Raw genomic sequence first — 25,535 nt, 5'->3', positions numbered from 1 at the left:
ATTGTTTAGCTGGTTAGTTGCCTACTTTCAGTGCGTCAGCAACTTCGATCGGGCGGTCTGATTCCACGATATCGGCACCGTCCTCGATCACTTTGCGGTAGGCTGCGGCTCGCTGCTTCATCATGGGCAATTTGTCGTATGTTGGAGCTGTAGCCACCATCACCTTCACGCCCCGCCCGTGCAGCGTGTCGTACAGCGGCTTATTCTCCGGGACGCCCTTCGATCCAACATAAGCGATTGCAATGTTCTGCCAGGGATTCCTGCCGCCGCCTCGTAACTCTTCATCTGGTCGAGGTTGAAGAGGACGCACGCCAGGAGGCTGCGATGGTCTGCCTCGTAGAAGAACCTCGCCTCCTCCGCGGAATGCACCGTGAAAAGTACCGTGCGGAACGCATCCTGATGGCGGACTGCATCCAGCCTCAATGGCGCAGGAGCATCCTTGATATCCAGGTTCAGCACCGTCTTGCCCTTAGCCCACGCGATCAATTCATCCAGGGATGGAGGATGCGTGTCGACTACTCTGCCAGTCGAATTGATCGTTCTCTTACTCGGCAAGATCTCGCGTAGGTGGCGATCTTACGTTCATTGACCGGTCTGCAAGACCTTTGCCTCGATGGTTAGGGTATGCACGATGCCGTCGTTGCTTTGCGCCTTGATGACGATGGGTACCGTGCTCCCGATATAGGAATACCGTGTGGAACAGCCGCTCAAGGTAGCGGATAGGAAGAGGAGCGCCACCATCATGGCGACTAGTGAGGCTCCGCGAAGTGCCCTGCAGCGGCGAAAGAGAACGAGTGGAATTGACAGAGCGACGGCGATCTCAGCGGCCCTGCGAGTGAGATCCTCTCGCAGGGCACGCTTCGTGGTGACAAGACTAAAAGTGATGTCAGTGGCCCCAGACCCGGCATTCACCTTCACGGCCGAGAACTGACCAACTGCGTACGACGGCAGATCTGCGGAGTAGCTAAGATTCACATCGGCTGCCAAGCTCTGGCCTGTAAGGGGAGCGATGCGGAGTTGATAGGATCCGCTCTCACCCACGTGGAAACTTGATGTCGGAGCGGAGAGCAGGGTCAGGGCGAAATCCTGCGATCCGCCGGTGAAAGTCTTATCAGTGTTCGTAAGCGGCAGGAAATTGACATCGCCACTGTAGGCCAACGAGATCACGTGGGGGCCTGCACTGGTAACGCTGCTCGTTACTATGGCCTGCGTTCCGCTGAGTGTGGCGGTACCGATGGGGTTGCCGTTGTCTAGGAACTGCACCGTCCCCGTCGGTATGCCGGTCGTCGTAGAGAGCACGGTGACGGTCAGAGTAAAGCTCTGCCCTGCCGCGGGAGAAACAACCGAGGAAACGGCAGTGATGCGGACAGGAGCACGCGTGATGGTGAGGGCCGCGCCGCGGATCTGCTGGGTGTAGAGACCGAGATTTGGCCCCGCAGCTGCGGGCACGATGGCGTAGGTGCCTGCGTTGCTAGTCGTCGTTGCGTTTGTACTGAAGGTCTCAGTGAATGTATCGCCGTTTTGCTGGCCCGTGATAGTTCCAGTAAGTGCAGGGTTCGCTGTGCCGTAAAGGCGCGTGGCTGCGTTCGCCGTCACGACCAGGACGGCAGACGAAATGGGCAGCGAGACAGAAGCTGCAGCTATGTTGTAGTTTCCCGTATCCGAAGGCGTAAAGACTACATGCAGCGTCTGCACGGGTACCTCGACGGCAACGCTGCCCGCGGGTGGGGTGTACGTGAAGCTGCCTGGCAGTGCCGCGCCACCGATACCCGTAGCGGTCGCGTTCAATTGCGCGGCACCGAGGGGCGTTGCGTACGCAACGGCTGCCGGCGCAGGCCACCGGATGATGGGCGTAGCCCTGGCGACAGTCGTCGTGGCCGTCTTTGTGGTGGCAGAGTAGCTGCCGGAAGCCGCCTGCGAAGCCCGTAAGGTCACGTTGCCCGCGCCGGTGAGGTGCACGGTCGTGCCACTGATTGTTGCCGGACCGCTGATGAGTTGATAGGTGAAGGTGCCAGGCGAGTTCGAGGCTGCACTGACGTTAAAGTCGGCGTCGCCGAAGGTGTGCGGTGGAACGTTGAACGTGATGCTGGACGCGGTCTGCGCGCTGATGACCAGCGACCCGGTCGCGGATCCGGTGTAGTTGGGGTCGGTCACCAACGCCGAGACTGAGTAACTACCCGCCGCCGAAGGTGGAGTCGGAGCACCGTCGTAGCTGACGCTAACTACAAGGCCGGCTGGTGAGGTCACAACCGTGGCCGCGTGGGGGTTGCCGTCGTAGGTGGCGGTCAGTGAACCGAGGGTGACGGTGGCGGTAGTCTTGTCGACAGTCAACGTCGCAGTCGCATCCGTTGCTGCATAAGTGCCGTCAGCGGCGACGTGGAAGGCGATGGGATAGGACCCGGCCACCAGCGTCGAGGTTGCGTAGCTGGCGGTGCAGGTAAGAGGCGACGCTGCACCGGTGCAGGTGGCCGTCACCGCGGCTCCGCTACTTACTTGGAACGTCACCGCGCCGGACGGTGCGATGGTCTCGGAATATGTGAGCGAAGCACTAAGGGTGACAGAGGCGGCGCTGTAGGTTATGGTCTTTGCCGCCACTGTGGCGTTCGTCGTAGCGGTGGCGGCCGTCGTTCGGCCGTTTAGTGGAACGATCTGCTGCGAGCCGGCGGGATTGGAGCCGTCATAGGCGATGCTCAGTTGACCGGTGATGGAGCCAGTTGCCGTTGACTGAAAAACTACGTTGAAGCGGCAGGTGGTTCCGGACGGGATGGCGGAGGGCGAGGCCACAGCCGCCGGGCACGCCGCTGTAACGGTGTCAGCAGCGGTGCCCCCGGCGTCGAGTGTGAAGCTATTGCTCGCGCCCGGGGTGGTCGTAGTGAGCAGCGGGGTATACGTGGAAGGCACGCCCGGCGTACCGGCAGCCAGGGGCAGCGCACCCGCACCGAAATTCATGAGATAGACAGTCTCCGGACTGTCGCTACTGCGAACATTCAGGGCGGTATCAGCAAAGCGAATGGTCGCGGGTGTGTTCTCCACCTCGTAGATGGGCTTTTCCACGGCCTGAGATGTGTAGAAGATGTTGCCCTGCGCGTCGATCGCCATACGACGGGTATCGATGCGCCCACGCGTCGCAACCGTGGAGGTCGGGTCGCAGGTGTTGACCAAGCCGGAGCAGCCCGCGATGGGGTAAAGACGGCCCGTGCTCATTTCGATGCGGAAGATCTGCCCTGCGCCTACGCCGCTGTCGTCGACCAGCAGGTCGCCAGACGGCAGGATGAGAAGATCCTCCGGGCTGATGAACTCCGTATCTTTCGCTAACTGGACCGTGTTGTAGGGAAAGTTGCTGCCGGCGCCCGCGATGGTGGTGATGAGCCCGGTGCTCTTGGTAACTTTGCGCACGACATGGTTGGAAATATCAACGAAATACAAATCGCCGTTCGCATCGACTGACATGCCGGAAGGCCAGCCGATGTTCGCTTGTATTGCCGGTACATTGTCACAGCCGGTGCAACCGCTCGCGGAGCCTGCATAGGTTCGGATACGTCCAGTGGTCGGGTCGACCGCGAGAATCGGGCCGTCCGATACGCCATTGGCAATATAAAGGGTGCCGTCCGGGGCCAGGGCGACCTCTTTGGGCTGGATGCCGACCTGCGTTGCAGAAAGGCCTTCAATGCTGACGGGATTGAAAAAGCCAGTGGTGCCGTTGCCGGCATAAGTGGTGATGATGCTGGTTGCATGATCGACGCGGCGAACCCGGTTGTCATTGAAATCCGCGATAAACAGGTCTCCCGCCGCGTTGAAGGCGATGCTGCGGGGGCCATTGAGAAGCACGGATGGATCCGACACCAGGCCACCGTCTCCGCAAGGTGCGGTTGGGCTAGGACACTTGGTGCGCGACTGTCCCACAAACGGCGTGACGATGCCATCCCGGAGGGGCCCGGCACCCTTTGTGATCTTGCGTACACGGACGTCCGAGGCGTCAACGATGAAAAGGTTGCCACTGCGATCGAACGCCATATCATCCGGCTGCACAAAAGATGCCGCAGACAGTGGCCCCCCATCGCCGCATTGGTGCAAGGTGAAGCATGCCCCGGAAGATGTACTGGCCTGCGCTAGCGTGCCAGGCACAACAACGGGCAGGCCCTGGGCGCGTGCAGGTGTGCCACTTGGAAGGACTGTCAGAGAAAGAACTGCAGACAGAGCAAAACGCGTCACCGCGTGCCGCTTCAGGGCATGAAGCAAGAAAGACAGGGCAGCCATTAGTAAACCTTTGGGGGATAAGGAGAAGATCTTGCCGGACTGAGGGTGACTTATCGTGACGAGAGTGTGATTACGATCCCATAAACCCGCGCTTTCTTTATTTCGAATAGCTTCAGGCGGTGATGACAGGATCGCGGCTACGGACTGTCGATGACGGCGACGCGAATACACGAACGGTACTCAGACCGTATTGAATTGGTCGGAGGCTGTGAGGAAAGCTCGTTGAACGTGATTACGAGAGTGGGCGAATCTGCTCTAAAGGTGTAACCACAAGCTCCATGCCGAGATAGATCTCTATGTGATCTTGGTGATCATGCCCTTTGTGGAGCGGCTGCGCAATAATGCGAAAGTGGCAGCTTCGAAAGACACTTGGGCCGATAGGCCGAAATGGGTCACTGGTTCGATCCCGGTCAGGTCCACCAAACATCCCTTAAAAACTCAAGCTCGACCTCACTCCCTTTGGGAGCATTTGCCGTTGCGTCTGTGCCCACCTCAAAAGTGAAATCCTGAAAGTCGAGCTGCATGCTCTCGACTTTCAGGACCGGTGATGCGGCGGTTCGGGTAGCGACTAGCCGACCAGGCTGCTCTTCGTCGTAGCAAAGGCGTAATCGAGCCAGCCGAGCAGGCAGACGATATCGCTTGTCTCAACGGTGGCGCCGCCCCAGATGCGCAGGCCGGTAGGAGCATCACGATAGGAGGCGATGTCGAATCCTGCGCCTTCCTTCTCGACCAGGCCGATCAGGGACTTGAGAAACGCCGTCTGCTTCTTGTCGTCCCAGCCAAGGAAGTCAGCGTCCTTGATTGCGAGGCAGATCGAGGTTGAGGACCGGGTTGCTGGATCCTTTGCCAGGAAGGCTGCCCAGGAGCTGGTCTGCTGCCAGTCCGAGATGGCCTTCAGGTTTGCCTGCGACCGTGCGATGAGCTGGCTGAGGCCACCAATTGACTTTGCCCAGCGCAGACCGTCGAGCGCGTCCTCTACGGCGAGCATCGAGGGCGTGTTGATCGTCTCGCCGCTGAAGATACCTTCGATCAGCTCCGTTCCCTTGGCGAGGCGGAAGATCTTGGGCAGCGGGCGCGGAGCCTTGTACGAGGTCAGGCGTTCGACCGCACGCGGGCTGAGGACGATCATGCCATGCGCGCCTTCACCTCCAAGCACCTTCTGCCAGGACCAGGTGGTGACATCGAGCAGCTTCCAGGGAACGTCCATCGCGAAGACGGCCGAGGTCGCGTCGCAGAAGCTTAGGCCTTCGCGCGTCTCAGGAATCCAGTCGCCGTTCGGGATGCGGACGCCCGAAGTGGTGCCGTTCCAGGTGAAGACAACGTCGCGGGTCCAATCCACCTGCGCAAGATTAGGCAGGTCGCCGTAGGCGGCTTCGTAGACGTTCACATCGGGCAGCTTGAGCTGCTTCGTGATGTCCGTGACCCATTCCTTACCGAAGCTCTCCCATGCCAGCACGTCGACACCGCGCGCGCCGAGCATGGACCACAGAGCCATCTCAATCGCGCCGGTATCCGAACCGGGAACGATGCCGATGCGGTAGTCGGATGGAATGCCCAGCACTTCACGCGAGAGTTCGATGACCTCCTGCAGCTTGGCCTTGCCGGGCTTGGAGCGATGCGAACGCCCTACCAGGGCGTCACCCAGAGCAGCCAGCGACCAGCCGGGTCGTTTCGCGCAGGGGCCTGACGAAAAATGTGGGTTGGTCGGTAGGCTTGCAGGTCGAGTAGCTTGCTCTTTCAATTGCATTCATCCCCAAATCTGATCGTGGTCTCGTAACCCTTCTAGGATAGACGCGAACGCGCCCGGAGGCACCCCGGGTGGGGACACCTTCGGACGCGATGGGGCCAAAGTTCGCTGCGACCGTCCGGCGTGCCGGGAATCTTTCAGCAGACGCTAGTGGACCTCGATGGCAGAGACAATCGCCTCGCCCTGGGTCGGTTTGAAGTCGAGCGTGAGGGTGCCGCTGGTGACGTACACGTTGAAGCTCCGCTGAAATGCGGTCAGCGTGCCGCCTGAGGCTGCCGCTACGTCGAGATTGGCGACGACTTTTTGTCCGTTCGCGAGGACGCTGAATACGCGCTTGCCGGCAGCGAGTGACGGCTCAACGAACGTCAGCGTGACGCGATGCCCACCGTCCGCGACGGGTACGCGGTAGCTGAACGTTCCGGCGCGATAGGTCGCCGCCAGGTCCAGCGTGCTGGTGCCCTTGATCGCGGGTGGCACCGGTGCCCGACCGCGTTCTGCAGGACCTGCGATGACCTGTGCCGTTCCACCCTCGAAGAACGCATCGGATCCGAAGATCTTTCCGTCCCCTGCGCCCGCGACCAGCGCGCCGCAGTCAATGTTGGTGTCCGTCGATGCGGCATCGGAGAGATGCCAACGGGCTGTGTCTGCGACGGGGCCGGTGGCGAAATCGCCCTTTGCAACCACCGTGTTGGCACCGGGGCTGAGTGTGACACCCTTCCAGACGCAAATACGGTCAGGGCAGTTCTCGACGACACCGATCAGCTTGCCATTCAGGGTCAGCGACGTCTTAGGAGCGTTGCTGTAGACGCGAACGTCGGCCACGCGGTAGGCGCGCTCGGTGTACGCGCTGGAGTTGATGTGCACCGTTGGTGTCGTCGCCCAGTTTGCCTTGTAGAAGAAGTACGGATCTTTCCGATACTTGTGGTCAAAGGTGACGATGCCCTTGGTGTTGATGTCCTGGGCGTTGCCCTCGCTGCGCGTGGTGCTGCCGAAGTCGAATGAGTTCCAGAGAAACGTGCCCCACAGATATGGCTTGCTGCGCAGCACCGACCAGTTCTGTTCGTGGATGTAGGACTCATACTCCTCCGCCTGCGGGCGGTTGCGTGATTCGGGACCACCCAGCGCATTGTCCGAATGCAGCGAGATAGCGCCGCCTGCGCCGTACTCTGTCACTGCCATCGGCTGTTCCGGGCGAGTGCGATGCAGGGTGTCGAGATGGGCGTCAAGGTCTGCGGGCTTGTCGTAGTACCAGCCGTAGTAGCGGTTGGCGCCGGACAGGTCGGTCACAGCACCGGTGATGGGAATCGCGGCGTTGGGCCCGTAGTCTCTTGCCTCGCAGCAGGTGGCCAGTGTGGTTGGTCTGCTGGGGTCCAGTTCGTGAGCCAGCTGATTCAACTCTCGGAGCAGCGGCACCGGATCGGGCGTGCCCGCCTTCGCACTTCCGACGAAGCCGGGTATGGATCTTCCGAAGTCCACCTCATTGGCAATGGACCACGTGACGACGGAGGGATGGTTGAAGTCCTGCGCGATCAGTTCGCGCAACTGCTGCCGGGCGTTCTCACGCAGAGCGTCCGTCGGCTGCAGATTCTCGCCCATGGTCCACTGACTCACCAGCGGCATCTCATCCCATACGACCAGGCCGTCGCGATCTGCGAGGTCGTGAATCGGTTGACCATGCTGATAGTGCGTCAGGCGGATGCCGGTGACGCCCATCTCGCGCATGGTCGCTTCATCGGCAGCAACGTCCGCAGCTTCCGACGCCCAGCCCTTACCTTCACGATCCTGGTGATAGCCCACACCATGCACCGCGACATGCTTGCCATTCAGGAACAGTCCAAGATTGGCGTCGAACCGAACCTGCCGGATACCGAATGGCAGTGACTGGCTATCGAGCTGTTTGGCATGCTCATCGAGAACCTCAACGACGAGCCGGTAGAGGTAAGGATCGCTGACACCCTGCCAGAGATGCGGACGCGGGACCGAAACGTTCGCCGTGCTATCCATGGCGCTCGACGCACCGACCGTGACAGACTGCTTTTGCTGCCCGGCGATCTTGCCCTGCGCGTCCATGAGCCGTGTGCGGATGACGAGGTTGCTGCTCTGCCCACTGTCGTTGCGTACGCGTGTGCGAACCTGCACCTGCGCTTCAGACGGCGAGATGTTCGTGGTCTTCGCATAGACGCCGGTGGAGCCGTAGTCCATCAGGTCGAGATGCACCTTGCCGGTCGCGACGAGCGTTACCGGGCGATACAGACCGCCGTAGACGAAGAAGTCTCCCGTAAGCGGCAGGACATCTGCCGTGGAACTTCCTGGCGCGGGTTTGGAGTTGTCGACGGCAACGGTCAATGTATTCGGCTGTCCGGGCTTGAGCGCCGCCGTGCTGTCCAGACGGAAGCGCGAGAAGCTGCCGCGATGCGTGCCCAGCTGCGTTCCGTTCAACCACACGGTCGCGATGCGGCTGGCCGCGTCAAACTGCAGAAAGCTCTGCTTGCCTGCCATCGCTGCGGGTGGTGTGAAGACGAGCTTGTACCAGCCGACACCCTGCGTCGTAACAACGTTCGTCGCGGTGTTGATGTGCGACGAGGGATTGTCCTTGTAGTAGCCGACGCGGTTCCAGGTGTGCGGCACACTGACCGTGGCCCAAGTTGAATCGGGTTCCGTCGCAAGCTCGGATGCCTTGCCGTTGCCGAGCTTGAAGTGCCAACCATCACGAAGAGACATCTCAACGCGCGGGCTGGCCGCGGTGCGTGGCGCCCTGGCCGTCTGCGCGGTCATCGTCTGATTTGCGCTGAGGAGGGTCGAAAGGCAGAGCAACAACAGATGTGTACGGCGCGTCATGGGCAAACCCTTCAGGCCTACGTGGTTAGGTGGTGTGGAAGCTGCGGAGGATTGTAGAGAGCCGGTGTTCTCTTGTCACGCAGCGAAGTTAGCGACTTCGCGGGACATACTTCTCGGCATTGCATACTATTGTCGACATACCGTGGCGAACCGCCATGGATCCAACCCCCTCGGAGAAGCCTGTTTGCCCGCAGCACCCGCAACTGCCCTCGACACACCCATCGTGGAAGACGCACGAAGCAGCAGCTATCGCTGGTGGCTGATCGCGATGCTGTGGTGCGTGTGCTTCTGTAACTACGCGGACCGGCAGGCGATCTCATCGATCTTTCCGTTGCTGCGCAGTGATCTCTCGTTGAGTGATCTGCAGCTTGGCATCATCGCGTCGTCCTTCATGTGGATGTACGCGGTCGCCGGTCCGGTCGCGGGATGGCTGTCGGATCGTGTCTCGCCGCGCACCGTGATCCTGGGCGCTCTGATCTTCTGGTCAGCCGTTACGGCAGGGACAGCGATCAGTCATGACTTTGGCATGATGGTCTTCTTTCGCACACTGGGTGGTCTGGGTGAGGCCTTCTACTTCCCTGCTGCGATGGCGCTCATCGGCCTGTATCACTCGGCTGCGACGCGTTCGCGCGCTATGGCGCTGCACCAGTCCAGTGTGTATGCGGGCACGATTGGCGGTGGTGCGCTGTCAGCCACAATTGCGCAAAGCCATGGCTGGCGCAGCTCGTTCGTCGTCTTCGGCGTGGCCGGTGTGCTGCTTGGACTTGTACTGTTCCTGTTGTTACGCAGACCTCCTGCACGCGCACTAGCTACGGAGACCACGACGGATCAAAACTTTCTGCACGGCGTACGCGATACGCTGCGGTCGGGCCGCGTCGTTACGCTCATCGGTGTCTTCATTGGTGCAAACTTTGTGGCGGTGGTCTTCCTCACGTGGCTGCCCACTTACTTGTTCACAAAGTTCCATCTGAGCCTGGCACGCGCAGGCTTCAGCAGTACCGCCTATCTGCAGATGGCTTCGGTCACGGGCGTACTGCTGGGTGGCGTGCTGGCCGATAAATTTGCAGTGCGGCGCGTTGGCGGACGCCAGATGATCCAGGCCTTCGGATTACTAATGGGTGTGCCCTTCATCTTCCTGACGGGCTGGTCGTTGTCGATGGCGGGCCTGATCGTTGGCATGATCGGCTTCGGCTTCTTCAAGGGCATGTACGACGCAAACATCTGGGCGTCGCTCTACGACGTCATACCCGTCGAGCGCCGCGGCGTCGCGGCCGGCACGATGAACTCGCTGGGATGGCTTGGTGGTGGTTTCGCGCCCATCCTGATTGCGGCCGCAGCTGGGCGTTTTGGCATGAGCGTATGCCTCAGTGCGACCTCTGCCATCTACCTGGGGCTGGGTGTCGTTCTGCTGGTGCTGGTGCGCAACCTGCGTCGATCGGCGCCGAAACTCGCAGCGTAGCGGACCGTTACATGCCGAAGTGCGTTGCCGTGTTCAGCGCGGCGAGATGCGTCTCGCGCTCCCACTGATCGAAGTCATCCAGACGCTCGCGAGCGCTGGCCTGGATGTGCTCGGCGAGTAGATGCTTCGCCTCTTCCTCAGCGCCCTTCAACACGGCCTGCAGGATAGCGCGGTGATGCTTATGGATGCGCTCCAGCTCATCGCGACGATGGCCCCTGCGCTGGATGGCGAAGATGCGGATCATCAGCCGCGTGTCATTCACAACCTTCAGGATGCGCGCGTTCGAAGCCAGGCGGATGAGCATCGCGTGGAAGCCAAGGTCGGCGATGGTAAAGCGCTTCATCTGCTCGGCGTTCAGCTCCGGCTTTCCGCTCGCCTTCATCTCTTTCAGTAGCGTCTGCGTCTCGTCCAGCAGACTTTCCAGCCGCTGCCTGTCGGCAGGACGTACTCCCTCGCGCGCGGCGCGGCCCACGGCGAAGACTTCAAGCGCCTCGCGGAGTTCGTAAAGCTCCGTAATGCTCTGCCGCGAGAGCTGCGTGACGATCAGGCCGCCGCCTGGGCTCAACTCCAACAGACCTTCTGCAAGAAGCTGCCCAGCAGCCTCGCGGATGGGTGTTCGGCTGCTGCCAAGCTCCTTGGAAAGCGCCAGTTCTGAGAGCAGCGAACCTGCGGGCAGATCCCCGGAGGTGATCTTCTGCTGGATGAGCTGGTAGGCCTTCATCCGCACGGATTGGCTTGGGCCGGGATGGTGTGTGCTGGAGCGGCGCGGCATGGGAAAAGTCTAATCCAGCCACGTGAAATTTATTGCCCGCTGTATGTCGACATACGCTACACACCTTTGCTAGTCTCGACCTCGATGAGACTCTCGCTCGCACTCCGCAGCACCGCCATACTGCTTTCTCTTACGCTTCCTGCGGCCGTACTCTGCCGCGCGCAGGCGGTGGAACCGGTGAAGCAGTTCATCTACCAGAACGCCCCCTTTCCTTCAGCGCATGCATCGACCATTGTGGAAGTTGGCAAGGGCGAGTTCCTCTCCGCATGGTTCGGCGGAACCAAGGAAGGCGCGCCGGATGTGGCCATCTGGATGTCGCGCCGGTCTGTGGACGGTGCATGGTCTGCGCCGATCGAGATGGCCCGCGAACCCGGCACGCCCACATGGAATCCTGTGCTCTTCCACGCGAAGACCGGTCGTCTGTGGCTCTACTTCAAGTACGGTCCCCACCCGGCCGAGTGGACTGCCGCGCGGCGCTACAGCGATGACGACGGCAAGACATGGTCGCAGGTAGAGCATCTGCCCGCGGGCGTCTACGGACCGATCCGTGCGAAGCCTTACGTGGCGCCGGATGGCACCATCGTCAGCGGCAGTTCGGTAGAGAGCTATCACTCGTGGTCCGTATGGGTGGAACGCAGCACCGACAACGGCATGACCTGGACACGCACCGGCCCCATCACCCTTCCGGAGCTCCTACATGCGCCAGCGTCCGCACTGGATCCGGACAAGGCCATCGGCCTGATTCAGCCGACGGTTATCCCCATGAATGACGGCAAGCCCGGCATGCATCTGCGCCTGTACATGCGATCGTCGATCCAGATCAACAAGATCTGCGTTGCGGACTCCACCGATGGTGGCAAGACATGGAGCGATGCCCGCAAGCTGAATGTGCCCAACCCCAACTCCGGTATCGACATTGTGCGGTTGAAGGATCGCCGATTCGTCCTGCTCTACAACGACACGCCGACGGGCCGCACGCCACTGAACCTGGCCGTGAGCAAAGACGGCGAGCACTTCACCAACTTTGCCATCGTGGAAAACGAGAACCCCGGCGAGTTCTCCTATCCCGCGCTGATTCAGGGCACCGACGGAAACCTGCACATGACCTACACGTGGCAGCGCAAGACGATTCGATACGCAAGCTTCCCGCTCGCATCCATTCCCCGCTAGAGGAACTCCCCATGATTCGCTTTTCCGGCGTATATGCCGCTCTCCTTACGCCCCGAAGCACCTGCGGCGAGCTTGATTTAACCTCCTTTCGCGCGCAACTTGCTGCGCCCGCCGCAGACAAGCTGGCCGGCTACGCCGTCAACGGAGCTACGGGTGAATTCACCGTCAGCCGGGTGGAAGAACTTGCACAGCTTGTGAAGGCAGCGCGCGATACCGCACCGAACGCGCAGATCCTGTGCGGCATTGGTGCGTGCGATGTGCCCGGTGCCGTGGCCCGAGGGCATGCCGCAGCGGATGCCGGTGCGGACGCCGTCCTGCTGCCGATGCCGTCGTTCTTTCCGTATCGGCAGGATGACCTGCGTGCCTTCACCATCGCTGTCGCGCGTGAGCTTTCGCTCCCCGTGCTGCTCTACAACCTGCCGCAGTTCACCAGTGGACTCACCCCGGAGACGGTCTTGTCCCTGCTGGGCGCTTACAGCAATATCGTCGGCGTAAAGGACAGCAGTGGCTCGCTGGACATTGTGCGCGCCATGACGGACGCGAAGGTTGACGCGGCGCGCATCATCGGCAACGACAGTGCCCTGTGCGACGCCATGGAGCAGGGACTTTGCGATGGCGTAGTCTCCGGCGTTGCGTGTACGCTGCCGGAGTTGATGACGTCGCTGTACGCAACCGGCGGCAACGGCGATGACTTCTCTCGCTACAAGGATTTGCTGGATGACTTTATCGAGCACCTGGGCACGCTGCCCACACCGTGGGGTCTGAAAGTGACGAGTGCCGTACGCGGCTTCGCGCGCGAGAGTTATCCTTTCCCACTCTCGACCGAACGCGCTGAAGAGGCCGCGCAACTGCGCGGGTGGTTCGTGGACTGGATGAACAAGGCAACCGAGGCAGGTGCGGCATGAGCAAGGTCTATCTCGTAACCAGCGGCGATCTTCGCCAGAGTGCAAACGAAGTCTGCTGGCCCGCGCAGGCGCAGCTTGAGGCCGCACTGACGAAGGCGTTTGCCGACGAGGGACATGAGCTCGTCCGCGCATTTCCTGTCGACGCAAAGCTTGGACACGGCTTCATCAGCAGCCAGCGCATGGGCATGGATGTCTTCGCGACGATTCCGCCGGATGCTCCGCTGGTCTTTGCAACGGCCGCGTGGCAGTACACGCATCATGTATTGCCGGGCATGCGATCGCATCGCGGCCCCATCCTGACGGTTGCGAACTGGTCAGGCCAGTGGCCTGGCCTGGTGGGCCTGCTGAACTTGAATGGATCGCTGGTGAAGGCCGGTGTTGCCTTCTCCACACTATGGAGCGAAAGCTTTACCGACGACTTCGCCCTGCATGGTTTGCGGGAGTGGCTGCAGACCGGCACCCTCGTGCACGACCTGTCGCATGTGAACGCGCTGGAACTATCAGCGCTTTCAGCAGACGCGAAGAATCTGGGCGGCCAGCTCGCCTCAGATCTGCTGGCACGCAAGATCATCCTCGGCGTCTTCGATGAAGGCTGCATGGGCATGTACAACGCCATCATCGATGACGAGCCGCTGAATCGTTCGGGGTTCTTCAAGGAACGGCTGAGCCAGTCTGCGCTCTTTGCACGCATGCGCACCGTCCGCGATGCGGACGCGCAGGCCGTGCGCACATGGCTCGACGCCAAGGGATTGAAGTTCAATACCGGCACCGACGAAGCCACGGAACTGACCGACGCGCAGATTCTGTCGCAGTGCCGCATGTATGTCGCCGCCGTCCGCATCGCGGATGAGTTTGGCTGCGACAGCATTGGCATCCAGTACCAACAGGGATTGAAAGATCTCGCGCCTGCCTCCGACCTGGTCGAGGGTCTGCTGAACAATCCGGATCGTCCGCCCGTGCTTGCTGAAGACGGTCGTGAGCTCTTCGCAAGCGATGCGCTCCCGCACTTCAACGAAGTGGATGAGTGCGCTGGCGTGGATGGCGTTGTGACCAATCGCGTGTGGAAGGCGCTGGGTCTCGATCCATCGACGACGCTGCATGACGTTCGGTGGGGCAAAGATTTCGGCGACGACTTTGTATGGCTGTGGCAGATCAGCGGCGCAGCGCCCGCGAGCCACTTCGTCGGTGGTTATGCAGGCTCTGAGAGCGATCGACAGCCGCCGATGTACTTCCCGCTTGGCGGCGGCACGCTGAAGGGCATCGGCCGTCCGGGGGACATTGTGTGGAGCCGCGTCTTCGTTGAGGCAGGCACGATGCACATCGACATGGGCCTGGCGAAGGTGGTGACACTGCCCGCGGATGAGACCGAAGCGCGATGGAGTGAAGTAACAAAACAGTGGCCCATGGTCAGCGTGGTAACGGAGGGCGTGGGACGCGATGCCTTCATGGCACGGCATCGCGCAAACCATGTCAGCATTGCTTATGCGGGCAGCCGCGACGAAGCGATGCACGCCCTTCAGGTGAAGGCTGCGATGTGTGCCGCGCTGGGCATCCGCGTCAATCTTTGTGGTGTGACTGTTTAGGCCATCTCGACGGAAAGGAAACCAGCCACTAGGATGGCTGCACAGGTTTCCGGCCTCCGTATGAGTTCTGAACTTAAGCACCCCGAACACGTTGAAGTACTGCGCGCGTCTGCGCTGACGAAGTCGTATGCGGGCGTGCGCGCGCTGCGGTCCGCTTCGCTGAATCTTCGGCGTGGCGAGGTGCATGCGCTGATCGGCGAAAACGGCGCAGGCAAGTCGACGCTGACCAGGATCATCACCGGCGCCATCGCGGCAGACCACGGCGATCTGCATATCTTCGGCGAGCGCATCAAGGACAACGATCCCAACCGCTCGCGCGAGCTCGGCATCGCCGCCATCTATCAGCAGCCGTCGATCTTTCCGGACTTATCGGTTGCAGAGAATATCGCGCTGGCGCTGGAGCAGGGCCGCGGCGGCTGGACGGTGAACTGGAAGGCGCGCCACGCACGTGCGAAGGAACTGCTCGCATCGATGGGCGCGGATATCGATCCGTCGCGGCCTGCTCGCACGCTGAGCATGGCTGAGCAGCAGATCGTCGAAATCGCAAAGGCCATCGGCGCGGACGCGAAAATCCTGCTGATGGATGAACCAACGGCGCTGCTGAGCGATCGCGAGGCGGACAACTTATTCGCGCTGATCCGTAAGCTGCGTGCGACCGGTGTCGCCATGGTCTACATCTCGCACCGGCTGGAAGAGATTCTCTCCATCGCCGACCGCATCACCGTATTGCGTGACGGCGAAACCATCGCGGTGTGCGACGCATGCGACGTGAACAAGGCTGAACTGATTCAGTTGATGGTGGGCCGTGAGGTTGCGTCCGTCTATCCAAAGCGCAATGTCCCGCTTGGCGATGTTGCGCTCGAAGTGCGCGGGTTATCCCTTCCCTCTACAGGTCTACACGACATCTCCTTCAGCGTGCGCAGCGGCGAGATCCTTGGCTTTGCCGGCCTCGTCGGGTCGGGCCGCACGGAACTTGCGCGAGCACTCTTCGGCCTGACGCCTTCGTCTACAGACATCCATGTCTATGGCACCGCGACGCGGATTAACGACCCGAGTGACGCGATCGCTGCAGGCATAGCCTATCTGCCGGAAGATCGTCGCCAGCATGGTGTGGTGCTGGACATGCCTATCGCGCAGAACATCTCGATGGCCGACCTGCGCGACGTCTCGCGGCACGGGCTGATCGATGGCAACAAAGAGGATGCACTTGCAACCGGCTATCGCGATAGCCTTCGAATCAAGGCACCTAACATCCATGCACCCGCAGGCACGCTGAGCGGCGGCAACCAACAGAAGGTGGCGCTGGCACGATGGCTTGCGATCCACCCAAAGATCATGATTCTCGATGAGCCGACGCAGGGCGTCGATGTGGGTTCCAAGTCGGAAATCCACGAACTGATCATGGGACTTGCAGAACAAGGCATGGCCGTCATTCTGATCTCATCCGAGTTACCGGAAGTCATGGGCATGAGCGATCGCATAGCGGTCTTTCATGCAGGCACCATCGTTGGTTTTGTTGCACGCGAGCAGGCGACGCAGGAGCGGATCATGGCCATGGCCTTCGGGCATACGGTGGAGACGGCTGCATGAAGCAGTACACACGCGAGATCGCGATTGGCATCACCAATATCCTGCTGCTTTTGCTGCTGGCCACGACGACACACGGCTTCTTCACCGCGGATAACATCGCAGACCTGTTCCTGGCGAATATGCCGGTGATGCTGATGGCTCTGGGTATGACGGCGATCATCGTCACGGCGCAGATCGATATCTCCGTCGGATCGATCTTTGCGTTGTGCAGCATTGTGGCAGGCCTCACGGCGCGGGCCGGTGCGCCATCCCTGGCGTTCCTGCTGATTGCGATTGCCGTGGGCGCAGCGTGCGGCGCATTGAACGGCGCATTGACGGCCTATCTGAAGATTCCATCGATCGTCGTCACACTGGCGACCATGGTCGCTCTGCGCGATGGTCTGCGCTGGGGAACGCAGGGCGCGTGGGTGGGCGACCTGCCCGCAAGCTTCCTGCGTTTCGGCATCGGACAACGTGCCTACACGCTGGTGGTGTTGCTGCTTACGGTATTGCTGACGCTGGCCTTCGCATGGGGTCTGCAACATCTGCGTGCAGGCCGCGCGGTCTTTGCGACGGGCTCGAATGAAGCAGCGGCGACACAGCTTGGTATCAACACGCGGCTGGTCGTCTTCGCAGTCTTCACGCTGACCGGCGCACTGACAGGGCTGGCTGCAACGTTGAACGCCGTGCGCTTCAACCAGGTGCCAAGCAACAGCGGCCTTGGCCTTGAGATGAAGGTCATCGCAGCCGTAGCAGTTGGCGGCGCAGCGATTACGGGTGGAGCAGCCACCATCACCGGCACGGTGCTCGGCGTCATCCTGCTTGGCACTATTGGTCCTGCACTTACCTTCCTGGGCGTCAGTGCTTACTGGGAAAAAGCATTGCAGGGCGCGATCATTTTGCTGGCCGTCAGTGCGAATGCGTTGAGTGCATACCGCAGGCGCAGTACCGCGGTGGAGGCCACTGTTGCCGCATAACGCACAACGCAAGCCAATGCTCTCCGTGGGTGAGTGGGCGCTGCTGATTGCGCTCATCGTTGAGGTGGCCTTCTTCGCATCGGCCGCGCCGAGCTTCGCCTCATGGGGCAACTTCTTCGAGGTGCTGCGCTTCTCGGTGGAGCTGGGCCTGCTGGCCGTTGCGCTCACGCCCATCCTCATCACAGGCGGCATCGATCTCTCGGTTGGATCCACCATCGGCCTCACCGCCGTCCTCTTCGGCGTGATGACACAGACGATGCATCTGCCCATCCTCGTCGCGGTGTTGCTCTCGCTGCTGCTGGGCGTGGCTGCGGGTGCGCTGAATGCCACGCTGATCGCGGGTTTGCGGCTGCCAGCGCTCATCGTGACGCTGGGCACGTTCTCACTCTATCGAGGCATCGCCGAAGGCATTACGCATGGCGCGGTCAGCTTCACCGGCTATCCTGCCGGCTTTCTCCACTTCGGCCAGGGTTACTTCTGGCGAGTGGTACCGGTTCAGCTGCCGATCTTTCTTCTCGTCGTCGCCGCATATGGCGTGCTCCTGCATCGCTCGGTGGTCGGGCGGTCCCTCTATGCCATCGGCTTCAATGCAGAGGGCGCGCGCTATGCAGGCCTGCCCGTGCGGCAGCGGCTGGCGCTGATCTACGTCCTCTCTGGGCTGGTCGCATCGCTTGCCGCGATCATCTATGTTGCGCATCTCGGTCTGGCGAAGAGTGACCTCGGCACCGGCTATGAACTACAGGCGATCGCCGCAGTGGTACTCGGCGGAACGTCCGTCTTCGGCGGGCGTGGAAGCATCTTCGGCTCGATGCTTGGGCTCTTTTTCCTGTCGGTGCTGCAGAACGGCATGCACCTGATGGCATTGCCGTCGGAGCTCTACGGCGTGCTGACAGGCCTGTTGCTGCTGCTGATCGTCTCCGCGGACAGACTGCGTGCGCGCGCGGGCAAGCAGCCGCTCGACGAGACGGCTGTCACAAGACGCAAACCACTCATCGCAATCGGAGCCATCGTCGCGATTGCTGCAGGCATCTTCGTTGCACTGCATGCGCGTCACGGCAACACAGCAAACGGCAACCAACTCACCATCGCGGTGATGCCAAAGGCCAAGGGCGATCCGTACTTCATCAGTGCGCGCGCGGGTGCGGAGGAGGCAGCGAAGGAGCTGCACATCAACCTGATCTGGGATGGTCCCACAAGCCTCGACGCATCGCAGCAGAATGAACTGGTGGAGAACTGGATCACGCGCGAGGTCGATGCCATCGTGGTCGCCGTCGAGAACAAGGGCAGCATTAGCACGGTGCTGCGCAAGGCGCGCGCGCACAGCATTCCGGTGCTGACATGGGACGCCGATGCGCAGACGGACGCGCGCGATTACTTCCTGAACCAGGCCACGCCAGAGGGCATCGGTACGTCACTCGCCGATGAAGCTGCGCGGTTGATGCCGGAGGGCGGACAGTACGCCATCGTGACCGGCGCGTTGAGCGCGGAGAATCAGAACGACTGGATTCGCAACATCAAGGCACGCATCGCGGCAGCGCATCCGAACCTGACACTCGCGACCATCCAGCCCAGCGATGACGACCGCGACAAAGCCTTCAACGCGACGCAGACCATCCTGAAGGCGTATCCGCAGGTGAAGATGATCATCGCAATCTCCGCACCTGCGGTGCCAGGTGCTGCGGAGGCGGTTACCCAGTCCGGTCGTGCGAATGTCGATGTCATCGGGCTCTCGTTGCCATCCATCTGTCGCGCATACATTCATGCGGGATCGGTCCAGACCATCTTCCTCTGGAACACACGCGACCTTGGTTATCTGACGGTTTACTCCGGCGTGCTGAAGGCGCAGGGCAAGATCGCACCGGGCGCCAGGACAGTCCATGTGGGACGCCTGGGTGACCTGCAGGTGCGTGGCAGCGAGATCGTGCTGGGCGTTCCATTGAAGATCGACAAGAGCAACGTGGACCAGTTGCAGTTCTAGCAGTCGCGTTCGCAACCAGCAGCTTCGGTCGCCAAGCGTAGAAGCGGGCTTCTATAATCGCGGCGTTGTAGTGGTGGACCAGACGGCTTCAGTCGATGTGCGCAAATGGCACGACAGAAACGTTGAACATATCCGGCGCCCGCGGAATACGGGCATACGCGCATCAGCGCACACAGCTTCAACAAGGACGGATCATGCGGAACACGCGTCACCTGGTACTTTCGGCAAGCCTGCTCGTCGCCCTCACCGGATGCAAGTCCGCACCCAAGGCTGAAGCGCCCGCCGCGCCCGCCGGCCCCACAATGGAGACGGCCAAGGGGCCGCGCATCTATGTGACGAACGAGGTCTCCGGCGAACTGACCGTGATTGACGCGACCACGATGAAGCAGTTGGAGCAGCTCAAGATCGGCACCCGTCCGCGCGGCATCCACCCCAGCCCCGACGGCAAGACGCTCTACATCGCGCTCAGCGGTACGCCCATCGGCGGCCCCGGCGTGGATGAGAGCACGCTGCCGCCCAGCGACCACTCCAAGGACGGCATCGGCGTCTTCGATGTCGCGCAGAACAAGCTGGTCCGCACCATCCCGGGCGGCAGCGATCCGGAAAACTTTGACCTGAGCAAGGATGGCAAGAAGCTCTACGTCTCGAACGAGGATGAGGGCGCCGTCTCCATCATCGACATTGAGAGCGGCAAGATCGACGCCACGCAGAAGATGGGCGCGCAGCCTGAGGGTGTGAAGACCTCGCCCGACGGCAGCTTTGTCTACGTCACGTCCGAGGCAGGCGGCAACATCTCCGTGCTGGATCCCAAGAGCGGCAAGATCACGGCCACTTTCCCGGTCGGCCACCGCCCGCGCAACGTAGCCTTCACGCCCGACAGCAAGACCGCCTACATCAACGCTGAGAACGATGGCACCGTGACCGTCGTCGACGTCGCCAGGAAGAAGATCACCAAGACGATCGAACTGGGCAAGCCGGGCGAGGTAAAGCCAATGTTCGTGCTGATGTCCCCGGACGCGACCAAGCTGTACACCAGCACCGGCCGCGGCGGAAAGGTGGTCGTCATCGACACCAAGACACAGACTCCCGTGGGCGATGTCGCCGTGGGCAAGCGGCCCTGGGGCATCGCGCTGTCGCCGGATGGCAAGACGCTCTATACCGCCAACGGCCCCTCGAACGACGTTAGCGCGGTCGATCTCGCAACCATGACCGTGACCGCAAAGGCGCCGTCGGGCGGCAGTCCCTGGGGCCTGGTGGTTCTGCCTTAATTTTGCTCCTGTGAAAGCCGCGCTCGTCCCAACCAAATGCGCGCGCGGCCTTTGCATCCTATCTTTCGTCTATCGTTGTGACACATCTCTGCCGCCGGCCAATGCCGGGGCCAAAAGGACCCATAGCATGCGCAACAGCAGCAAGGCTCTGTTTACCACCGCAGCCGTTCTCGGCCTGTCATTCCTGAGCGCGGGCGCGCAGATGAGCGAAGGCGCCACCCACGGCAAGACCACCTTCGACTCCAAATGCGCCATCTGTCACAGCGCCGACACCACGGATAAGAAGATCGGTCCCGGACTGAAGGGCCTGTACACCCGCGGCGTCATGGCGGACGGAACCACCAAGGTGACCGACGAGACCGTGACCGACCGCATCATGAACGGCAAGGTCCCCATGCCGCCCTTCAAGGATCAGCTGAAGCCGGCCGAGATCACGGAACTGGTCGAGTATCTGAAGACGCTGTAGTCGCAATCCCCTGACGATCACAAGGGCACGGCTTAGGCCGTGCCCTTACGTTTCTCCAGAGACACTTCCTAGCGACTGAACCCAGTGAAACCGTCGGCCGAGGCCACCGTCTTCACTGGCCGCTCGGCATGAAAGTACTTCTTGTAGGCCGCGATCCAGTCCGTCGCAATGTCATGCTGCGCCGCTGCCAGATCCAACTGACCGCCGCAGACCATGCTGTGCAGCCGCGTCTCCAGAGCGTCCTTCGCCGTCGCATTCCACACCGTGGAGTGATACGGCTCCGGCCACAGGTTCTCGATGTCATCATCGCCGCCAAGCTGCGGGTTGATCAGGTAATCCACCTGATAGGCCCGCGCCGCATGCTCATTCATCCCATAGGCCTGAAAGACAGCACGCACCTTGTCGTCCGGCACGGTTGGATCAAGATCGTTGTCGGGCAGCAGGCAAAGTTCCGATAGGTCCGCGGGACGGACGGCGCCAGGCGTCAACGCACGGTCAGGCTTGGGACCGGTCTCTTCGTAGGGGCCCATGCGGTCCTGAAAAGGCCGGTAGGCCTGTTGCCACGCGATGGAGAGCGACAGCAACGCAGCCACAGAAGCCAGCCGCGCCAGCATTCGGGGTTGCCGCAGCGAGTGGCGCCAGGATGACTTCTCTCCGGCCGCCGCAGCCTCTGCCAGACGTGACTGCAGATGCCGGCGGCTCTGGTCGTCCAAGGTCGCCTGCGGCTTTGCCTCATGTAAAAACTCAAGATCTTCCGACACTGCCAGCAGAGCAGCACGCCGAGCCTGACAGACTTTGCAGCCATACAGGTGTGCGGCGAATCGCATGGTCTGCAACGGCGACAGCTCATGCTCCTGCAGCAGCAGCAAATCCTCATTCCGAAGGTGACGGCCCCGGCCGAAGATCTTCATCGCGCATCCGTCCTTTGCAGCCGCTCAAACGACCGCGCCAGTGACGCCGCGACCGATCCCAGCGAGATGCCGAGCGTGCTGGCAATCTCGCGATACCGCATACCCTCCGCGCGCAGGCGCAGGCACATCTGGTCGTTCTCCGGTAGGGCGCGGACGACGGCGCGCAGGCGGCTCTGCCGCTCGCTGAACAGCAGATGCTCTTCCGGACCGGGGCCGACGTCGCACACCTGCATCTCGGCCGTCTCTTCCGGCACGGCGGTGCGGTACTCCGCGTGGAGTGAGGCTCGGCGCTTGAGCGAAAGATTATGCGTCGTGCGAAAGGCCCATCCCGGCAGGTTCTCCCGCGAACGGCCCGCCTGCAGATGCCGAAAGAGCGCCAGAAAGCACTCCTGCAGAACATCTTCCGCGTCATGACGGGCGATGCCGAACGACAGGCTGTAGCGCAGCAACCGATCACGCAGATCGTCGAAGAGCGCGAGCACCTCCGCCTGCAGCGCCGCGGTCTCCTGGTCGGCATGTGCCGTTGCACCCGCGACGGAATGCTGCGCGGCGGTGCGGAAGAGACGGATCGGATTGGTGAGGCCTGGCATCTGGGCGGTTAGGCAGCATTATGGCGTACCCACGCAACGCATGTCATCGCATGCGGCAACAGTTCGCTTGCAAAACTTTCCTGCAAGAAACCCTGAACAGATCGGTACACCACGGAATATGGCAGTGAATCCACTCGCTTCCTCCGTCGGCGTAGTTCGTTTGGCGGAGCTTCTCTCTTCGCCGGGCCCCGTGCCCGGCCGCAGCATTCGGTTGTTTTGAAGGACTACGCAGCATGCCGCTCGATCGTCGCACCGCACTTCTTCCTCTTCTGCTTTCCGTGGCTGCACCCGCCCTCGCGCAGACGCCCACCGGCAGCATCCGCCTGCAGGTGAAAGACCCCGCAGGCCGCGCCCTGCCATCGCACGGCACCCTCTACGGAGCAGGCGCCAGCCGCCGCGTCACAACCGAAAGCGACGGCTCATTGACGCTCTCGGACCTCGCCTACGGCCGCTACACGCTGGTGCTCTCCAACAACGGCTTCGCCGCGCAGACACTGCACTTCGACCTGCGCTCGTCCGAGCCGGTGCAGCGCAATGTTGTCCTCACCCTGGGCAGCACCAACACCTCCGTGGACGTCATCGCATCGACACCCATCGGATCGCTCGACGTGCCACTCAGCGACGTGCCGCTGCCCGTGCAGACCGTCACCTCGCAGACGCTGGAAGACACCAACGCCATCGACCTGACGGACACGCTCAAGCGCCGGCTGAACGGCGTCTACGTGAACGAGAACCAGAACAATCCCTTCCAGCCGGATGTGAACTATCGCGGCTACACGGCATCACCGCTCGTCGGCGCACCCGCCGGGCTGTCGGTGTACATGGACGGCGTCCGCCAGAACCAGCCCTTCGGCGACGTGGTGCAGTGGGACCTGATCCCGAAGGTCGCCATCGCCAGCACCGAACTCATCCCCGGATCGAACCCCGTCTACGGCCTCAACACACTCGGCGGCGCCATCGCCGTGCAGACCAAGGACGGCATCAGCAACAGTGGCTTCTCCATCAGCGGCTATGGCGGCAGCTTCGGCCGTCGCGCCGTCGATGCGCAGTACGGCGGCAGCAACAACGCCGGATGGAACTGGTTCGCGGCAGGCACGCTCTTTCATGAAGACGGCTGGCGCGCGCAGTCGCCCTCAAGCGTCAAGCAGTCCTTCGCCAAACTTGGCTACGCGCACGGCGAGACGGTGCTGTCCCTCTCCGGCGGCTACGCCATCAACAACCTCGTCGGCAACGGCACGCAGGACTTCCGCGCCATCGCCCGCACCGTCGGCCTCAATCACGGATACAACAGCGTCTACTCCATCCCCGACGCGACCTACCAGCACCAGCCCTTCCTGACGCTGAATGCGACGCAGGGCCTCACCCATAACCTGAGCCTGAACATCAACGCCTACCTGCGCTACACCCGCACCAATACCAGCAACGGCGACATCAACAACGACAGCTTCGACCAGTCGCTCTACACCCTCAGCGCCGGTGACCGGACCGCACTCACCCGCGGCGGCATCCCCTTCCCAACCACCGCCATCACGCCGGCCAACACCCCCTATCCGTACCTGCGCTGCATCGCACAGGCACTGTCAGGGGATGAACCGGCTGAGAAGTGCACCGGTGTTATGACGGACAGTGTCAATCGTCAGCACGCCTACGGTTTCAGCGGTGCGCTCTCCTGGAACACCACACGCAATAAGCTGAGCGTTGGCGCCGGCCTGGACCGCGGTGGCCTTACCTTCATCCAGACCTCGCAGTGGGGCTACCTGAACACCGACGGCATCACCATCACCCGCGTTCCAGCCTTCTCCGACGGTAGCGAGATCGGCGACGGCGGCCGACCGATCGACAGCCGCGTGAACCTGCACGGAGTCACCAACACACCCAGCATCTACGTCACTGACACTCTCAGCCTGGGCAAATGGGTCTTCAACGCAGGCGGCCGCTACAACCACACCAACATCAACAACACCGACCGCCTGCCGCCCTCCGCATCGCACGGTTCGCTGACGGGCGTGAACATCTATCACCGCTTCAACCCCACGGCCGGCTTCGTCTACAAGCCAGGCTCACTGCTGCACGCGTACTTCGACTACGGGGAATCCAGCCGCGCGCCAACCTCCACGGAGCTTGGCTGCGCCGACCCGGACTTCCCCTGCTCGCTGCCCAACGCAATGGTCAGCGATCCGCCACTGAAACAGGTGGTCAGCCGCACCTATGAGTTCGGCTTCCGCGGCAATCCGAACGGGCGCTACCGCTACTCCGCCGGCTACTTCCACACCGTGAACAACGACGATCTGCTCTTCGTCGCATCGCAGGTCACGGGCTTCGGCTACTTCCAGAACTTCGGCAAAACACGCCGCCAGGGCGTAGAAGCCTCCACCGCGGCGCACCTGCGTAACGTGGACGCGGGCGTCGCCTACACCTTTCTGGAAGCGACCTACCAGAGCACGCAGGTCGTCGAGGCCAACAGCAACAGCACCAACAGCATTGCGCTCGCGGGTGAAAAGGGCGTCGCCGAGGGCGGCACCATCACCATCCAGCCCGGCAACAAGATCCCGCAGGTTCCGCAGCACATGCTGAAGGTCTACGTGGACTATCACCCGCTACGAAAGCTCGGCATCAGCGCCGACTTCAACGCCATCGGCAGCTCCTTCGTAAAGGGAAACGACAACAACCTGCACCAGCCGGACGGCCAGTACTACCTGGGCAGCGGCAAGTCGCCGGGCTACGGCGTCGTCAACCTCGGTTCACGCTACAAGTTCAATCCGCACTTCGAACTCTTCGCCGAGATCAACAACCTGCTCAACCGGCAGTACTACACCACCGGCCAGCTCGCCACGACACCCTACGACAACAACGGCAACTTCACCGCGCGTCCCTTCACGGCGTATGCCAGCGGAGACTACCCGCTGCGCAACACCACCTACCTGTCCCCCGGCGCACCCATCACCGTCTTCGGCGGTATGAAGGTCAGCTTCGGATCACGGTAAGTCCGACTCCCGCGCGAAAACGAAGCCCGCATCACGCAGAGTGATGCGGGCTTTCTCATGT

17 protein-coding genes are annotated in these 25,535 nt (G+C 61.8%); 10 read left to right on the top strand and 7 right to left on the bottom strand.

All coding sequences use genetic code 11. From position 1 onward, the window contains the following. Window positions 1-13 precede the first annotated feature (13 nt). The 4 genes from TERRO_RS23015 to TERRO_RS01875 all read right to left on the bottom strand — a co-directional run bounded on the left by TERRO_RS23015 (window position 14) and on the right by TERRO_RS01875 (window position 8,842). A complete protein-coding gene (locus TERRO_RS23015; protein ID WP_157178223.1) occupies window positions 14-310 on the bottom strand; it encodes a hypothetical protein in 297 nt (98 codons plus the stop codon). Between the two features lie 272 nt (window positions 311-582). After that, window positions 583-4,014 carry an MBG domain-containing protein gene (locus TERRO_RS01885; protein ID WP_157178222.1) on the bottom strand — a complete coding sequence of 1,144 codons (3,432 nt, stop codon included), beginning with the start codon at window positions 4,012-4,014 and terminating at the stop codon, window positions 583-585. 811 nt (window positions 4,015-4,825) lie between these two features. Then, entirely contained in the window at window positions 4,826-6,004 is a 1,179-nt protein-coding gene (locus TERRO_RS01880; protein WP_014784304.1) for a phosphoserine transaminase, read from the bottom strand. A 147-nt stretch (window positions 6,005-6,151) separates the two neighbouring features. Beyond that, window positions 6,152-8,842, bottom strand: a complete 2,691-nt coding sequence (locus tag TERRO_RS01875; RefSeq protein WP_014784303.1) for a glycoside hydrolase family 2 TIM barrel-domain containing protein — start codon at window positions 8,840-8,842, stop codon at window positions 6,152-6,154. A 184-nt stretch (window positions 8,843-9,026) separates the two neighbouring features. Here TERRO_RS01875 and TERRO_RS01870 point away from each other — a divergent pair, with 184 nt between their 5' ends. Further along, entirely contained in the window at window positions 9,027-10,301 is a 1,275-nt protein-coding gene (locus tag TERRO_RS01870; RefSeq protein ID WP_014784302.1) for an MFS transporter, read from the top strand. A 7-nt stretch (window positions 10,302-10,308) separates the two neighbouring features. On the opposite strand, the gene TERRO_RS01865 is transcribed toward TERRO_RS01870, so the two are convergent. Beyond that, window positions 10,309-11,073 (bottom strand): GntR family transcriptional regulator, encoded by a 765-nt coding sequence (locus tag TERRO_RS01865; RefSeq protein ID WP_217164429.1) that lies wholly within the window; start codon window positions 11,071-11,073, stop codon window positions 10,309-10,311. A gap of 84 nt (window positions 11,074-11,157) precedes the next feature. Between TERRO_RS01865 and TERRO_RS01860 the strand changes: the two genes are divergently transcribed. From TERRO_RS01860 to TERRO_RS01825, 8 genes are all read left to right on the top strand, one after another. Beyond that, entirely contained in the window at window positions 11,158-12,243 is a 1,086-nt protein-coding gene (locus TERRO_RS01860) for a sialidase family protein (RefSeq protein ID WP_014784300.1), read from the top strand. Window positions 12,244-12,254: 11 nt separating this feature from the next. Beyond that, window positions 12,255-13,148: a dihydrodipicolinate synthase family protein gene (locus tag TERRO_RS01855; protein ID WP_014784299.1), complete on the top strand. Its 894-nt coding sequence runs from the start codon at window positions 12,255-12,257 to the stop codon at window positions 13,146-13,148. Next, window positions 13,145-14,731, top strand: a complete 1,587-nt coding sequence (locus tag TERRO_RS01850) for a fucose isomerase (protein WP_014784298.1) — start codon at window positions 13,145-13,147, stop codon at window positions 14,729-14,731. Before TERRO_RS01855 ends, TERRO_RS01850 begins: the two co-directional genes overlap by 4 nt. A gap of 33 nt (window positions 14,732-14,764) precedes the next feature. Then, window positions 14,765-16,321 (top strand): sugar ABC transporter ATP-binding protein, encoded by a 1,557-nt coding sequence (locus TERRO_RS01845; protein WP_014784297.1) that lies wholly within the window; start codon window positions 14,765-14,767, stop codon window positions 16,319-16,321. After that, a complete protein-coding gene (locus tag TERRO_RS01840; protein WP_014784296.1) occupies window positions 16,318-17,277 on the top strand; it encodes an ABC transporter permease in 960 nt (319 codons plus the stop codon). Before TERRO_RS01845 ends, TERRO_RS01840 begins: the two co-directional genes overlap by 4 nt. Continuing rightward, window positions 17,267-19,255, top strand: coding sequence for an ABC transporter permease/substrate-binding protein (locus tag TERRO_RS01835; RefSeq protein ID WP_014784295.1), 1,989 nt, complete (start codon window positions 17,267-17,269; stop codon window positions 19,253-19,255). The genes TERRO_RS01840 and TERRO_RS01835 overlap by 11 nt, the downstream gene beginning before the upstream one ends. Before the next feature lie 194 nt (window positions 19,256-19,449). Further along, window positions 19,450-20,523, top strand: a complete 1,074-nt coding sequence (locus TERRO_RS01830) for a beta-propeller fold lactonase family protein (RefSeq protein WP_014784294.1) — start codon at window positions 19,450-19,452, stop codon at window positions 20,521-20,523. Window positions 20,524-20,650: 127 nt separating this feature from the next. Further along, the gene (locus tag TERRO_RS01825) at window positions 20,651-20,989 is read left to right on the top strand and encodes a c-type cytochrome (RefSeq protein ID WP_014784293.1); all 339 of its coding nucleotides are present in this window, start codon (window positions 20,651-20,653) and stop codon (window positions 20,987-20,989) included. A gap of 68 nt (window positions 20,990-21,057) precedes the next feature. Here the strand turns inward: TERRO_RS01825 and TERRO_RS22915 are convergent, their stop codons facing one another. Together TERRO_RS22915 and TERRO_RS01815 are read right to left on the bottom strand one after the other, a co-directional pair. Next, complete coding sequence (locus tag TERRO_RS22915; RefSeq protein WP_014784292.1) at window positions 21,058-21,900, bottom strand: anti-sigma factor; 843 nt, start codon at window positions 21,898-21,900, stop codon at window positions 21,058-21,060. Continuing rightward, complete coding sequence (locus tag TERRO_RS01815) at window positions 21,897-22,490, bottom strand: RNA polymerase sigma factor (RefSeq protein ID WP_014784291.1); 594 nt, start codon at window positions 22,488-22,490, stop codon at window positions 21,897-21,899. The genes TERRO_RS22915 and TERRO_RS01815 overlap by 4 nt, the downstream gene beginning before the upstream one ends. Window positions 22,491-22,723: 233 nt before the next feature. Here TERRO_RS01815 and TERRO_RS01810 point away from each other — a divergent pair, with 233 nt between their 5' ends. Continuing rightward, window positions 22,724-25,474, top strand: coding sequence for a TonB-dependent receptor (locus TERRO_RS01810; protein WP_014784290.1), 2,751 nt, complete (start codon window positions 22,724-22,726; stop codon window positions 25,472-25,474). Window positions 25,475-25,535 lie beyond the last annotated feature (61 nt).

This window comes from Terriglobus roseus DSM 18391, from assembly GCF_000265425.1.
GTDB lineage: Bacteria > Acidobacteriota > Terriglobia > Terriglobales > Acidobacteriaceae > Terriglobus > Terriglobus roseus.
Note: the sequence above shows the minus strand (reverse complement) of the source record. Positions and strands in the feature narration are given on the sequence as shown.